11 protein-coding genes and 3 tRNA genes are annotated in these 13,684 nt (G+C 51.5%); 10 read left to right on the top strand and 4 right to left on the bottom strand.

The features are described from left to right. Nucleotides 1-157: 157 nt before the first annotated feature. Entirely contained in the window at nt 158-520 is a 363-nt protein-coding gene (locus V6U78_RS02510; protein ID WP_405336861.1) for a DUF6746 family protein, read from the top strand. A gap of 61 nt (nt 521-581) precedes the next feature. Here the strand turns inward: V6U78_RS02510 and V6U78_RS02515 are convergent, their stop codons facing one another. Next, a complete protein-coding gene (locus tag V6U78_RS02515) occupies nt 582-1,298 on the bottom strand; it encodes a metalloregulator ArsR/SmtB family transcription factor (protein WP_405336863.1) in 717 nt (238 codons plus the stop codon). Between the two features lie 175 nt (nt 1,299-1,473). Here V6U78_RS02515 and V6U78_RS02520 point away from each other — a divergent pair, with 175 nt between their 5' ends. Beyond that, complete coding sequence (locus V6U78_RS02520; protein WP_405336865.1) at nt 1,474-3,060, top strand: peptide chain release factor 3; 1,587 nt, start codon at nt 1,474-1,476, stop codon at nt 3,058-3,060. 92 nt (nt 3,061-3,152) lie between these two features. Here the strand turns inward: V6U78_RS02520 and V6U78_RS02525 are convergent, their stop codons facing one another. From V6U78_RS02525 to folD, 3 genes are all read right to left on the bottom strand, one after another. Further along, the gene (locus V6U78_RS02525; protein WP_405336867.1) at nt 3,153-3,824 is read right to left on the bottom strand and encodes a helix-turn-helix domain-containing protein; all 672 of its coding nucleotides are present in this window, start codon (nt 3,822-3,824) and stop codon (nt 3,153-3,155) included. 193 nt (nt 3,825-4,017) lie between these two features. Then, nucleotides 4,018-5,211 (bottom strand): amino acid aminotransferase, encoded by a 1,194-nt coding sequence (locus tag V6U78_RS02530; RefSeq protein WP_405336869.1) that lies wholly within the window; start codon nt 5,209-5,211, stop codon nt 4,018-4,020. 70 nt (nt 5,212-5,281) lie between these two features. Then, complete coding sequence (gene folD / locus V6U78_RS02535; protein WP_405336871.1) at nt 5,282-6,160, bottom strand: bifunctional methylenetetrahydrofolate dehydrogenase/methenyltetrahydrofolate cyclohydrolase FolD; 879 nt, start codon at nt 6,158-6,160, stop codon at nt 5,282-5,284. A 174-nt stretch (nt 6,161-6,334) separates the two neighbouring features. Between folD and V6U78_RS02540 the strand changes: the two genes are divergently transcribed. From V6U78_RS02540 to V6U78_RS02575, 8 genes are all read left to right on the top strand, one after another. After that, nucleotides 6,335-6,411, top strand: a tRNA-Pro gene (locus V6U78_RS02540). Nucleotides 6,412-6,448: 37 nt separating this feature from the next. Then, nucleotides 6,449-6,525, top strand: a tRNA-Arg gene (locus V6U78_RS02545). A 51-nt stretch (nt 6,526-6,576) separates the two neighbouring features. Beyond that, nucleotides 6,577-6,652 (top strand) — tRNA-His (locus V6U78_RS02550). Nucleotides 6,653-6,906: 254 nt separating this feature from the next. Then, nucleotides 6,907-8,211, top strand: coding sequence for a trigger factor (gene tig / locus V6U78_RS02555; protein ID WP_405336873.1), 1,305 nt, complete (start codon nt 6,907-6,909; stop codon nt 8,209-8,211). 214 nt (nt 8,212-8,425) lie between these two features. Next, on the top strand, nt 8,426-9,043 hold the full coding sequence (gene clpP / locus V6U78_RS02560) for an ATP-dependent Clp endopeptidase proteolytic subunit ClpP (RefSeq protein WP_405336875.1): 618 nt from the start codon (nt 8,426-8,428) through the stop codon (nt 9,041-9,043). A 71-nt stretch (nt 9,044-9,114) separates the two neighbouring features. Further along, nucleotides 9,115-10,401: an ATP-dependent Clp protease ATP-binding subunit ClpX gene (clpX, locus tag V6U78_RS02565; RefSeq protein ID WP_405336877.1), complete on the top strand. Its 1,287-nt coding sequence runs from the start codon at nt 9,115-9,117 to the stop codon at nt 10,399-10,401. 143 nt (nt 10,402-10,544) lie between these two features. Continuing rightward, on the top strand, nt 10,545-12,965 hold the full coding sequence (lon, locus tag V6U78_RS02570) for an endopeptidase La (RefSeq protein ID WP_405336879.1): 2,421 nt from the start codon (nt 10,545-10,547) through the stop codon (nt 12,963-12,965). Between the two features lie 362 nt (nt 12,966-13,327). Beyond that, complete coding sequence (locus V6U78_RS02575) at nt 13,328-13,600, top strand: HU family DNA-binding protein (protein WP_405336881.1); 273 nt, start codon at nt 13,328-13,330, stop codon at nt 13,598-13,600. The last annotated feature ends 84 nt before the right edge of the window (nt 13,601-13,684 follow it).

The following is a 13,684-nucleotide window of genomic DNA, read 5'->3' on the forward strand; positions in this document are numbered from 1 at the left end:
CTAACCGATTCATCCTGTTGGATTGGCGAAATGAGCCTTGTTTTTTCTCTGTCAGAGAAAAGCCGATTTTTGGCAGCTAAAAAAGCTTGCCTCATCTTATTGATCTCAACTAATATGCAAACGCTAATTGTTACTATTTGATTTCAAGGAGAGTCCAATGAAGTACCTTATCGCGGCCTGTGCTTTATTTTTTGTGGCCACAGCAGCGCAAGCCGATCGTCCAGATCATTTTCGTGGTTTACCGGCGGATACCTTGCAGGAAGCCGTACAAAATTTTTCTGAATACAACCAGCGCTTGGCGGCTATTTTGGAAAATAGAAATCTGGGGCGGGCACAAATGGCAGAAGTGCATCAGCTGACCTACACCCTGGAGAATGCACTCGAAAAAATTCAGGCAGAAGTGAATGCGCTGGTGGATACCCTGGAAGAGCTGCATGTCGCTTCTGAAGGGACAGATGCGCGTGATATGCAGCGCAAAGGTCGTGTCTATCTGGAAACAGCGACCCAGATCGTTCGCTAAGAGCGCGATGCGCTTTGATCGGCCGCACCTGAAAGGGCGCGGCTATTTTTTTGCCTGTTCTTCAGTTTTTTGTTTGCTCTTCAGGCAGGCTGTGCAAGACCGTCTTCACCCACTCAGGCAGCAGGGGATGGAGTTGATAAAACACCCATTGCCCCTGACGCCGATCGAGCAAGAGCCCGGCTTGGCGCAATTGTGCCAGATGGCGCGACACCTTGGGCTGTGATGCGTTAAGAGCGCTCATCATCTCGCACACACAGAGTTCTCCCTTGGCAAAAATCATCCGCATGCAAGCGAGTCTGATCGGATCCCCCAGCAGCTTGAAAACCTGTGTGGGGTGAGGCGGCGCTGCATAGGCTTGTTGTACCGAGGAGTGGGCCTCGATAAAGGCATCGATCTTCTGCTGTAACAAGGCAAGGGTGTGTTGAAAGGCCAGCGGATGATCGCTCTTGGCTGGATCGGCCAGATCCCAGGCAATAAACTGCTCAGCCAGTGCGCTATTTTTTCGGCAGACTTGGCTGGCTTGATCACACAAGGAAATAACAAAATCAAACTGCTGTGTCGGTAGTTGAGCGGTACTTTTTGACCTTAACCCTTCTATTGCAATCCCAGCCTCACTGAGAAGAGCCAGGGCGCGAGGATCAGGTTGCTCGGGGTGAGTGCCAGCACTGAGTGCTGTAAACATCGTGCCGGCGCGATGACGCAATAAAGCCTCAGCCATCTGAGAGCGTGCGGCATTGGCGCTACAAAGAAAGAGAACCGTTTTCTTGCGTTGATTCATGATACTCAATATCGGCTAAGTAAAAGCACAGTCTACCCTTGCAGGGGCCTTCTGCCTAGTTGGTGGGTCAAAGCCATCGGCGCTTTGCTCTTCTCTTAAGTTGTGTCTCCCGCGTGGATCAGCGAAAATACCTGCTTACAGAGTTCGTCTTGTTATGATCAACCCAGAGGTTTTGATGTCCACCACTCCACTCAGCGCAGAAGTTGGTAAAAGGCGCACATTTGCGATTATTTCGCACCCTGACGCAGGTAAAACCACCATCACCGAGAAACTGATCCTACTGGGTCAGCTTATTCAAACCGCCGGTACCGTCAAGGGCAAGAAAGGCGATAAACATGCTACTTCTGATTGGATGAGTATGGAGCAGGAGCGGGGAATCTCGATCACCTCATCGGTGATGCAGTTTCCCTTTGAGGATCGCATCGTGAACCTGCTGGACACGCCTGGTCACGAAGACTTTTCCGAAGATACCTATCGCACCCTGACGGCTGTGGACTCGGCCTTGATGGTGGTGGATGGTGCCAAGGGGGTTGAGGATCGTACCATTAAGCTAATGGATGTTTGTCGTCTGCGAGATACGCCGATTTTCTCCTTTGTGAATAAGCTTGACCGAGATATCCGTGATCCGATTGAGCTGCTGGATGAGATAGAAGAAGTCCTGAAAATCAAAGCCGCCCCAATTAACTGGCCGATCGGCTCTGGTCAGTGGTTTAAGGGGGTCTATAACCTCTATAACGATGAGATCCATGTTTTTAAGCCAGGCCAAGGTCATGTGTTACCAGAAGATGAGCGTATTCAGGGGCTGGATTCGGATGCCGCGCGGGCTTTTCTCGGTGATGAGTATGAGCAGCTGGTTGAAGAGCTGGAGCTGGTACAAGGCGCAACCCATGCTTGGGATGAAGCGGCTTTTTTAGCAGGTCAGCTCACCCCTGTGTATTTTGGTACGGCACTGGGTAACTTTGGCGTGCGCGAAATGCTGTCTGATTTTGTCAAGTGGGCGCCCTCGCCAGGTGCTCGTGCTACAGAAACCCGCGCTGTGGCAGCAGATGAACCCAAGTTTTCTGGTTTTGTCTTTAAGATTCAAGCCAATATGGACCCTAAGCATCGTGATCGCATCGCATTTATGCGGGTGTGTTCTGGGCGCTATACGCGTGGTTTGAAAATGCGCCATTGCCGGATCGGAAAAGACGTGCGTATTGCCGATGCAGTCAACTTTATGGCTGGTGAGCGTGAGTTACTGGAAGAAGCCTGGTCGGGGGATATTATTGGTCTGCATAATCATGGCACGATACAGATTGGTGATACCTTTACCGAAGGTGAAGAGCTGAAATTCACTGGGATTCCGCACTTTGCTCCTGAGTTGTTTAGAAAAGTGCGTCCTAAAGATCCGTTGAAGATGAAGCAGCTCCAAAAAGGTCTGCAGCAGCTCTCTGAAGAAGGTGCTGTGCAGCTCTTTCAGCCGATGCGTAACAATGATCTGGTGCTCGGCGCGGTGGGGCAGCTCCAGTTTGAAGTGGTCATGTTCCGCTTGCAGGATGAATATAAGGTAGATTGTTTGTATGAGCCAGTCAGTGTGCAAACAGCGCGCTGGGTGGAGTCTCAGGATGCGAAGAAGCTAGAAGAGTTTCGCCGCAAGGCAAAGGATAACCTGGCTATCGATGGCGGTGGCCTGCTGACTTATCTAGCGACTTCACGCGTGAATTTACAGATGGCTCAAGAGCGTTATCCTGAAATCGAATTTCACGCGACCAGAGAGCATTAAGGCACCAGCTCAAAGAGCGCACCCTGATCAGGCCCCTATTGGGGCCTGAGTTTTTTGGGGTGTGGTTTGAGCGCCTAGTGGTGTTGATATGTCTAGCCAACAGCCTGTTGAGATGCTGCTGGCGCGGCTGTATCTGGCAAGCCAAGGCTTTCGATAGGGAGCAGCAGTTCTCGCTGTTGGCCTTCTTTTTCGAGTACTGCACGCACGAGAGTTTCACGGGCTGCTGGCTCTAGCAGGCGTTGTGAAATCCGGTAGACCAGCTCACCAGAATCAAGACGGAAGGGCATCAGCAAGCAATCCATCCAACGTACTCCTGAATGCACGGTAAGGCAGGGGAGGTGATGAATCTTCATCCAGCTCACGCCTTCGTTAAAAGCCGCTGCACTGCTGAGCCAGTTCTTGAGGGGTTGATAGTTGGGGTGGCTCAGGGGAAGGTAAGGGTGAGAAAGTAATTCTTGGCGGGTACGGCAACCTTGAACAGCAATGGCGGTTTCAGAGGCCGCCAAGATATTGAAATCACAGTCCATGATCATGGCGTCGTGGAGATCACGATTCACGCTTTCAAAAAGTGGATGATTGCCATCCATTAATGAGGCCTGAAAGGTGCGCTCTAAGGCTTGGCGATAGCGGGCTGAGGGGGTGATGTGATTTCTTTCCCAGCGTGAAATGGCGCCTTGGTCTATTCCGAGATGATCAGCGAGTTGCTGCTGAGTCATATGGCGAGATTTACGTAAATGTTGAATCCGCTCCCCGAGTTTGAGCATATCCCTTCTCCTTGCTTATTGCTTAGCTTGACTAATAATACCGCTTAGATAAATCCATTTTAGAACAGTCTCTGAGAAAGCAAAGGTCGTTTTGCTATAAAAGTGCATAAACTTGAAGAGGATCACGCTTTAGGGGGTGAGTGCCATCCAGCGTGCCGGCACAGAGCTGAGTCTGTGCCGGAGAGGGGCTGGTTTATTGACAGACCGCTGCGATCGCCTTGCAGAGGTAAGGCAGGTTGTGTTCATGGTAGCCGGCAATATTCATCCGACCGGTTGAGACCATATAGATACCAAACTCTTTTTGTAGCTGGGCCACCTGCTCAGGCTTTAGACCTGAATAGGAGAACATGCCTTTTTGCTCAGCAATGCAGGCAAAGCGTTCACTTAAGCCGTGCGGAGCCAGACCCTCGACCAAGGCCTGACGCAGGCCATTGATGCGCAAGCGCATGGCGTTCACTTCTTCGTGCCACAGGTGGCTGAGTTCGCTGCTGTGCAAGATGGTGCTGACAATCGCGCTGCCATGCGCTGGTGGGTTGGAGTAGTTCGCGCGTGCCACCAGAGCGAGCTGACTTGCTAGAGCGGCCTGGGCGCTGGCAGTGGGTGCCGTGGCGATAAAGCTACCAATACGCTCGCGGTAAAGACCAAAGTTCTTCGAGCAGGAGGCAGTAATCATCACTTCAGGGAGCTGCTCAGCCAACAGGCGCACGGCAAAGGCATCTTCCTCTAAACCGTCGCCAAAACCTTGGTAAGCAAAATCAATTAATGGCAGGAGCTGGCGCTCTTGTAGTAGATCGGCGATCTGCTGCCATTGTTCGGCATTGAGATCAAAGCCTGTTGGGTTGTGGCAGCAGGCATGCAGAAGCACGATATCGCCTTCAGGAATCGCGCGCAGGTCTTCGAGCATGGCTGCAAAATCCAGCTGATTCGCTTGGCTGTCCACATAGCGGTATTTGGCATATTGAACACCAGCCGCCTGCATAATCGAGAAGTGATTGGGCCAAGTTGGATCAGAGATCCAAACGGTTTTTTCAGGTGCGCAGCGCTTAATAAAATCAGCCGCCAAACGTAATGCGCCAGTTCCACCGGGGGCCTGCGTCAGGCTGATGCGCTGGCTGTTAAGCAATGGTGAGGCCGCACCAAAGACCAGCGGCAGGATCGCACGCGCATAATCTGGATCACCATGAGAACCGATATAGCTTTTGGTGGTTTCACGCGTCAGCAGCAGCGCCTCAGCTTCTTTAACGGCATGCATGATCGGTGTGTGGCCAGCTGCGTCGCGATACACACCCACACCCAGATCGATCTTGTTGGGGTTGGTGTCCTTTTTGTACGCTTCGATGAGACCAAGGATCGGGTCGGCTGGCAGGTGTTCAAGTTGTCCAAACATGGTGGTTCCTTTGGGTGGCGGCATCAAAAAAACGATTTTAAAGAAGAGTGCTGCACTTGCCTAATACAACTTAGGTGGAAGTCGCTGGTGGGTTCGCTGGATGCAAGAGCTCACAGGCTTGCAGGGTGTTTTCCAGTAGTGATGCCACGGTCATTGGGCCGACACCGCCGGGAACAGGGGTGATCCAGCTCGCACGCTCAGCTGCCGCAGCATATTCGATATCACCAACCAGTTCGCCCGATTCGAGGCGATTAATGCCGACATCGATCACCAGAGCGCCGGACTTGATCCATTCACCCTTCACCAGACCAGGCTTGCCAACACCTACAACCACCAGATCGGCCGCGCGGACTTCAGCTTCCAGATCGCGTGTAAAACGATGCGTGACCGTTACAGTGCAGCCAGCGAGCAATAGCTCTAAAGCCATCGGGCGGCCAACAATATTGGAAGCGCCAACAATGGTGGCTTTTAGGCCTTTTAAGTTGTGCCCTGTTTGGGCAAGTAAGGTCATGATGCCTTTGGGGGTGCAGGGGCGCAGCAGGGGCTGGCGCTGCGCGAGGCGGCCAAGGTTGTAAGGGTGAAAGCCATCAACATCCTTATCTGGGCGAATGCGCTCCAGCAAGGGGGTGGCATCCAGACCGGCTGGTAGGGGTAGTTGCAGCAAAATGCCATCGGTTTCAGGATCGGCGTTCAGCTGATCGATGAGGGCTTCAAGCTGGGTTTGGCTGGTGCTGGCATCTAGGGTGTAGGCTTGAGAGGTGATGCCAGCCTTTTCACAGGCAAGATGCTTGTTGCGGACATAAACCTCAGAGGCTGGGTCTTGTCCCACCAGAATCACCGCAAGGCAAGGGGCGCGTAAGCCTTGGGCTTGGCGTTGCTGAATGCGGGCTGCAACAGCTTCGCGCAGCGTGAGTGCGAGGTGTTTACCATCAAGGAGTCGTGCGCTCATGGGTTGGTTTTTTCCTGATTAGCGGCAGTGATCAAAAAGTTGGCTCTATTCTCGCATGAGAAGCAAGGAAGTGAAATATCTGCAATTTTTTTAAAAAAGGGCTTGACGCCAAAAATAGAACCCCTATAATGCGCACCCATCGAGAGGACAAGCACAGCGGGTCCACGAGATAGTCGGGGTATAGCGCAGTCTGGTAGCGCGCCTGCTTTGGGAGCAGGATGTCGGGGGTTCGAATCCCTCTACCCCGACCATTTTTTTAGCTCGATCAGAGCTAGCTAGGTCGAATAAGCGCCTATAGCTCAACCGGATAGAGCAACGGCCTTCTAAGCCGTAGGTTGCAGGTTCGAGTCCTGCTGGGCGTGCCAACCCACGCAAGCAGTGTCTTGAATGTATGGCAACTTGGTTTTTGATATATGGTGAGCGTAGCTCAGTTGGTAGAGCTCTGGATTGTGACTCCAGCGGTCGTGGGTTCGAGCCCCATCGTTCACCCCAGAATTTAGAAAAAGCGCCTTTTAAGGGCGCTTTTTTGCGTGGGTGATTGAAATGGCCGGCGATCAGTGGATGGAGTCTGAGTGAGATCTTCGCTGCTGATTGAGCAGAACAAGTTGAAGATTTTTGTCCATTCAGCTTGCTGCGCCGCCCTGTTACTCTTAGAATCCCACCTTTATTTTTTATTAGCTGTTTTAATCATTTTGCTCGAAATTGAGTGATTGCATCAGCCCACTAGTGTTTAACGAGGACCGTCCATGCAAGTTTCCGTAGAAACGACTTCCGCGCTGGAGCGCCGTGTCACCATTCAGGTGCCAGCAGAAAAAGTAGAAACCGCCGTTGAGCAGCGTCTCAGAGAGACAGCCAAAAAGGTGAAAATCGACGGTTTTCGTCCTGGTAAAGTTCCTTTTGCTGAAGTGAAGCGTCGTTTCGGTGAGAGCGTGCGTCAAGAAGTTCTGTCTGACGTAATGCGTGAGCACTTTGTTGAGGCCGTAACTCAGGAGAAGCTGAATCCAGCGGGCACGCCCAATATCGAGCCTAAAAACCTGAAAGCGGGCGAAGACTTTGAGTTTGTTGCGACTTTTGAAGTCTATCCAGAGATTGAACTGAAGAGCGTGGCGGATCAAGCCATCGAGCGCCCAGTTTCTGAAGTCACAGATGAAGATTTAGAAGTGCTGGTGACAGATCTGCGTCAGCAGCGTGCACAGTTTGAAGTGGCTGAAAAGGCTGCGGAAAGTGGTGATCAGGTCAACCTGGATTTCGAAGGTTTTGTTGATGGCGAAGCTTTTGCCGGTGGCAAGGGTGAAGGCTATGATCTGGTGCTGGGTTCTAATAGCTTTATCCCCGGCTTTGAAGACCAGCTGATTGGTACCCAGGCTGGTGAAGAGAAGGATGTTGAAGTCACCTTCCCAGAAGACTACCAGGCTGAGAACTTGGCTGGTAAGGCTGCTGTATTCAAATGCAAGGTCAATGCAGTGAAGGCGCAGCAGATGCCTGAGCTGAACGACGAATTCTTTGCTCAGTTTGGTGTGAGCGAAGGTGGTCTGGAGGCTTTCCACGCTGAAGTGCGTAAGAACATGCAGGCTCAGCTGAAGCAAGCGCTGCGCAATACGACCAAACAGGCCGCTTTCAAAGCGCTGATGGATGCGAACCCCATCGAAGTGCCACAAGCATTGATCGCGAATGAAGTCGACAATCTGCGTCGCCAGGCTGCTCAGCAGTATAATCTGGGTGCGGATTTTGACATTAGCCAGATCCCTGCTGATTTGTTCAAAGATCAGGCTGAGAACAATGTGAAGCTGGGTCTGCTGGTCGGTGAGCTGATCAAGGCCAATGAAATGAAGGCTGAAGACAGTGTTGTTGACGAGCTGCTCAACGAAATGGCGCAGTCTTACCAAGAGCCTGAGAAGGTCATCGAGTACTATCGCTCGAACGCGGAGATGCTGCGTCAGGTACAGGCCGCAGCACTGGAGCAGCAGGTTGTCGATAAGCTGCTGGCTGATGCACAGGTGACGGATGTCAACAAGACCTTCCGTGAGCTCGCGATGCCTGCTCAGGGCTAAGCGCTGCCTTTATCAAGATCAGTCTCATCTGGTCTGAATACAAAAAATCCAGCACTGGTTGCTGGATTTTTTGCTTTATCGCCCCCATCTCTGTTGCTTGCACCCAGTGCAGATCAATAAAACCCCTTGGTTCCCGATCTGTTAAGATGCTATAAAGGGTCTTTTGGGCTGAAATTCAGCAAGAGCCAACACCATCAATAAAAGTGAATCTTGTATGACGAATAAACTAGATATCCAGAATGCTGGCGGCTTAGTGCCTATGGTGGTCGAGCAGTCCGCTCGCGGTGAGCGGGCTTATGATATTTATTCGCGCCTGCTCAAAGAGCGCGTCATTTTTCTGGTTGGTCCTGTTGAAGACTATATGGCCAACCTGGTTGTCGCCCAGATGCTCTTTCTGGAGTCAGAAAATCCAGACAAGGATATTTATCTCTATATCAATTCCCCTGGTGGTTCGGTGACGGCCGGTATGTCGATCTACGACACCATGCAGTTTATCAAGCCGGATGTCTCAACGATGTGTATTGGGCAAGCGGCCAGCATGGGCGCGCTGCTTCTGGCGGGTGGTGCTCCAGGTAAGCGCTACTGCCTGCCCAACTCACGGATGATGATCCACCAACCGCTGGGTGGCTATCAGGGGCAAGCCAGTGATATTGAAATTCACACACGTGAGATTCTCGGTATCCGCGATAAGCTGAATAAAATTCTGGCCCAGCATACAGGGCAGAATATCAAGACGATTGCCAAGGATACAGATCGTGATAATTTCATGGATGGGCAGACTGCGGTAAACTACGGTCTTATTGATGCAGTGCTGGAAAAACGACCAGCTTAATGTGATCTGGTTTCGCTAAGAGCTGGCTGCGCTGATCAAGCAGCCAGTGAATGAAGTAAATGGAGTCAAGCATGGCCGACGGCAAAAAAACGAAAGAAAAGCTTTTATGTTGTTCATTCTGCGGTAAGAGTCAGGATGAGGTGAAAAAGCTCATCGCTGGGCCATCGGTTTATATTTGTGACGATTGCGTGACCCTGTGCACAGATATTATCCATAATGAGCTGCAAGAAGACGAGCAGCAAGAAGGCCAAGAGCGCCTGCCAACGCCGAAAGAGATCCGCGCGCATTTGGATGACTATGTGATCGGTCAGGATCGCGCCAAAATGGTTCTGTCTGTCGCTGTCTATAACCACTATAAGCGTCTGAGCAGCCAGTTAGGTCGTAAGCAGGATGAAGTCGAGCTAGGTAAAAGCAATATTCTGCTGATTGGCCCGACAGGTTCAGGTAAGACACTGCTGGCGGAAACCTTGGCGCGGATGCTGAACGTGCCCTTCACGATGGCTGATGCCACCACGCTGACTGAAGCTGGCTATGTTGGTGAAGATGTCGAGAACATCATTCAGAAGCTGCTGCAAAAATGTGATTATGATGTTGAGCGCGCCGAGCGAGGCATCGTCTACATCGATGAGATCGATAAAATCTCGCGCAAATCAGATAACCCTTCTATTACCCGTGACGTTTCAGGTGAGGGCGTTCAGCAGGCACTGCTCAAGCTGATTGAAGGCACAGTGGCTTCTGTACCACCCCAAGGTGGACGTAAGCATCCTCAGCAAGAGTTTTTGCAGGTCAACACCAGCAATATGCTCTTTATTTGTGGTGGTGCTTTTGCTGGTTTAGAGAAGGTGATTCGTGCCCGTACTGAAAAAGGCGGCATCGGCTTTAGTGCAGAGATTAAAAGCAAGATTAGCGATCAGGCGCTAGGACAGGCCATGACCGATATCGAGCCTGAAGACCTCGTCCGCTTTGGCTTGATTCCTGAATTTATCGGGCGTTTGCCTGTGGTTGCCACCTTGACTGAGCTGGATGAAGAAGCCTTGATCCAGATCCTGACTGAGCCAAAAAACGCCCTGACCAAACAGTATGCCCGTCTGTTTGATATGGAAGGCGTTGAGCTGGAGTTCAGAGAAGAAGCCTTGCGTGCTGTTGCCAGAAAAGCACTGGAGCGCAAGACAGGTGCTCGCGGTCTGCGCTCTATCCTAGAGGGTGTGCTGCTGGATACCATGTATGAAATCCCTTCTCTTGAGCAGGTGACCAAGGTTGTTGTGGATGAATCAGTGATTGACGGCACCAGCCAGCCTTTGATGCTCTATGCAAATGAAGAGGTTGAGGCTGAAGCCTTGACGGCACAGCGCGACTAGTCGTCTTCCCTTTTGAGTGGGGTGGTTGGCCCCGGCGATCCCCCACTCCACAGGCACCCAGGCCATTCGTGGCCTTTTTTTTGGGCGCATTTGTCTGCGCTCAGGTGCTTCACTTCTATGTTTATGATTGAGGTAGAGCGGCAATGTCGCATACAGATACAACTCAACCCGCTGAAAGCTTCGATTTACCCCTGCTTCCCTTGCGCGATGTCGTTGTTTATCCGCAAATGGTGTTGCCTCTTTTTGTCGGCCGTGAAAAATCGATTCATGCTCTTGAAGCGGCGATGAAACAAAGCAAGAAGGTGTTTCTGCTGGCACAAAAAGATCCAGAGCTGGATGATCCGAGTCTGAAGGATCTCTATCAGATCGGCACCATCGCCAGTATTTTGCAGCTACTGCGCCTACCTGATGGCACAGTGAAGGTGCTGATTGAAGGCGAGCAGCGTGCGCACCTAGAGCAGACCTACGAGCAGATAGAAGGCAGCCAAGGCGCGAGCTTTCTCTGCGCACAAGGCCGTTTACTCGCCACTGAAGTCCTGACTTCAGGCGAGCAGGAAGTGCTCACTCGCGTGCTGGTTGAGCAGTTTGAGCGTTATATCAAACTCTCGAAAAAAGTGCCGGCCGAAGTACTGACGAGCTTGCAGGCGATGACTGATCCAACGCGTCTTGTGGATACGATTTCTGCGCACCTGTCGCTGAGCGTGAAGAGCAAACAGGAGTTGTTAGAGCTAGATCGTGTAGCAGAGCGCATCGAAAAGCTGATGCTACAGCTTGAAGAAGAAATGGATCTGTTGCAGGTAGAAAAGCGCATTCGTGCCCGCGTTAAACAGCAGATGGAAAAAACCCAGCGTGAGTACTATTTGAATGAGCAGATGAAGGCCATTCAAAAAGAAATGGGGGATCTGGAAAACTCAGGCAATGAGTTTGAGCAGCTTGAAAAGAAAATGGAAACGGTGGGCTTGCCGCAGGATGCCTATGAAAAAACCAAGGCTGAGCTGAATAAGCTGAAGATGATGTCACCCACCTCAGCAGAAGCAACGGTCGTGCGAGGTTATCTCGACTGGATGCTGGGTCTACCGTGGAAAAAGCGTTCGCGGGCCAGTATTCAGCTGGATAAGGCCAGCGCCATTTTAGATGCCGATCACTATGGCCTAGAAGAAGTCAAAGAAAGAATTCTGGACTACTTGGCTGTGCAGCAGCGCGTCAAAAAGCTGCGTGGCTCGGTGCTCTGCTTGGTGGGTCCGCCCGGTGTGGGTAAAACCTCGCTAGGGCAATCTATCGCCAAGGCGGTGAATCGTCAGTATGTGCGTATGGCGCTGGGCGGCGTGCGTGACGAAGCTGAAATTCGTGGGCATCGTCGTACTTATATTGGCTCCATGCCAGGTAAGCTGATCCAAAAGCTCTCCAAGGTGGGCGTGAAGAACCCGCTGTTTTTGCTCGATGAGATCGACAAGCTGGGTGCAGATCATCGTGGTGATCCTGCCTCGGCTTTGTTAGAAGTGCTCGATCCTGAGCAAAATAGCAAGTTCAGTGATCACTATCTTGAGGTCGATTTTGATCTTTCTGAAGTGCTCTTTATCTGCACTGCCAACTCGATGAATATCCCTGCGCCGCTGTTGGATCGTATGGAAGTGGTGCGCCTGCCTGGCTATACCGAAGATGAAAAAGCCCATATTTGCAGTCAGCATCTGCTCCCCAAACAGATGAAGAATGCGGGGCTGAAGGCGGATGAAGTCGAGATTACCCCTGCTGCGATGCTGGAAGTGATCCGCTACTACACACGCGAGGCTGGGGTGCGTGAGCTAGAGCGCCAAATGACGCGCCTATGCCGCAAGGTGGTGCGTCAGCTGGGTGAAGGCAAGAAAACTGCGCCTGTGCATATTGATCATGCTGAGGTGGAAGATTATCTAGGCGTGCGCAAATATAGCTATGGTCTGGCGGATGAAGCCAATCAGGTGGGGCGCGTGACCGGCTTGGCCTGGACAAGCGTTGGTGGGGAACTGCTTAGTATTGAAGCTGCCACCATGCCAGGCAAGGCCAGGCTAGTGAAAACCGGCTCGCTGGGTGAGGTCATGCAGGAGTCTATTCAGGCTGCGCTGACGGTAGTCAGAAGCCGCTGTGAAGCTCTGGGGATTGATCCTGAGAGCTTTGAAAAGAAAGATATCCATATCCACGTGCCAGAAGGCGCGACACCCAAGGACGGCCCCAGTGCTGGGATCAGCATGTGTACCGCACTGGTGTCCGCCTTTACAGGTATTCCTGTTAAAGCAGAGGTCGCGATGACAGGGGAGATCAATCTGCGTGGCGAGGTGATGCAGATCGGCGGCTTGAAAGAAAAACTGCTCGCCGCCCGTCGAGGCGGTATCAAAAAGGTCTTGATTCCGCAGGATAATGCGCGTGATCTGAAGGAAATTCCTGACAGTATCAAGGGGCCGCTTGAAATTCATCCTGTTAGCTGGATAGACCAAGTGCTGGAACTGGCACTGGAGCGTCAGCCTGATCCTTGGGTGGCCAGTCTGCCCAAAGAAGAAAACGCAGCCGATTTACGTGCTGGAACCCACTAAACAGGCGAAATAATTGATTTAGGGTATTTCCCTGAGCAGGGTTTAGGGGCTAAGATACGCGCCATGCGGCAATAGATGAATGTTTGGCCGTTTTCTTGGCCCTGTTCTTTGTTGTAGTGTGAATGGGGTGTTCATGAAGGCATCTTATTCAAAGGTCTAAGCAGTGATGAATCATCGCTCAGATGGCTTTTTTTGCTGCTTAAGATTGGGTAATGTGTTTATTGGTGTTTTTCGAGGTTGTACAGCCAGCTTGTGCAATCAATGAAATGCGATACATCAAGGAAAAGGCTTGCGTTTTAGGTCATAAAACAGCTTTTATGGTTTAAGATTGCGGTTTAAATCTTTCGAAAAGGGGTGGAAGAGTGAATAAATCAGAACTAGTTGATGCGATTGCAACCCAAGCTGACCTGTCCAAGGCAGCCGCAACCCGCGCATTAGATGCAACCTTGGAAGCAGTGACAAACGCTCTGCAAAAGGGTGACAGCGTTTCTTTAGTTGGCTTTGGTACTTTTGCGGTTAAAGAGCGTGCAGCGCGCACTGGCCGTAACCCTAAAACGGGTGATGAAATCCAGATTGCAGCCGCCAAGGTACCTAGCTTTAAGCCAGGTAAAGGCTTGAAGGACGCGGTTAACTAAGTATCGCTCCGGCTAGCAAAACGCACCTTTTTTAAGGTGCGTTTTTTTTGTCTGAATCAGTAGGATAGGGGCGACACAGGTGAT

The organism is Marinospirillum alkalitolerans (assembly GCF_045055655.1).
GTDB classification, from domain to species: domain Bacteria; phylum Pseudomonadota; class Gammaproteobacteria; order Pseudomonadales; family Halomonadaceae; genus Marinospirillum; species Marinospirillum alkalitolerans.

Coding starts and splice junctions, on each gene's coding strand:
- clpX (WP_405336877.1), top strand. CDS start 9,115: ATGGCCGACGGCAAAAAAACGAAAGAAAAGCTTTTATGTTGTTCATTC.
- V6U78_RS02520 (WP_405336865.1), top strand. CDS start 1,474: ATGTCCACCACTCCACTCAGCGCAGAAGTTGGTAAAAGGCGCACATTT.
- tig (WP_405336873.1), top strand. CDS start 6,907: ATGCAAGTTTCCGTAGAAACGACTTCCGCGCTGGAGCGCCGTGTCACC.
- folD (WP_405336871.1), bottom strand. CDS start 6,160: ATGAGCGCACGACTCCTTGATGGTAAACACCTCGCACTCACGCTGCGC.
- clpP (WP_405336875.1), top strand. CDS start 8,426: ATGACGAATAAACTAGATATCCAGAATGCTGGCGGCTTAGTGCCTATG.
- V6U78_RS02530 (WP_405336869.1), bottom strand. CDS start 5,211: ATGTTTGGACAACTTGAACACCTGCCAGCCGACCCGATCCTTGGTCTC.
- V6U78_RS02525 (WP_405336867.1), bottom strand. CDS start 3,824: ATGCTCAAACTCGGGGAGCGGATTCAACATTTACGTAAATCTCGCCAT.
- V6U78_RS02515 (WP_405336863.1), bottom strand. CDS start 1,298: ATGAATCAACGCAAGAAAACGGTTCTCTTTCTTTGTAGCGCCAATGCC.
- lon (WP_405336879.1), top strand. CDS start 10,545: ATGTCGCATACAGATACAACTCAACCCGCTGAAAGCTTCGATTTACCC.
- V6U78_RS02510 (WP_405336861.1), top strand. CDS start 158: ATGAAGTACCTTATCGCGGCCTGTGCTTTATTTTTTGTGGCCACAGCA.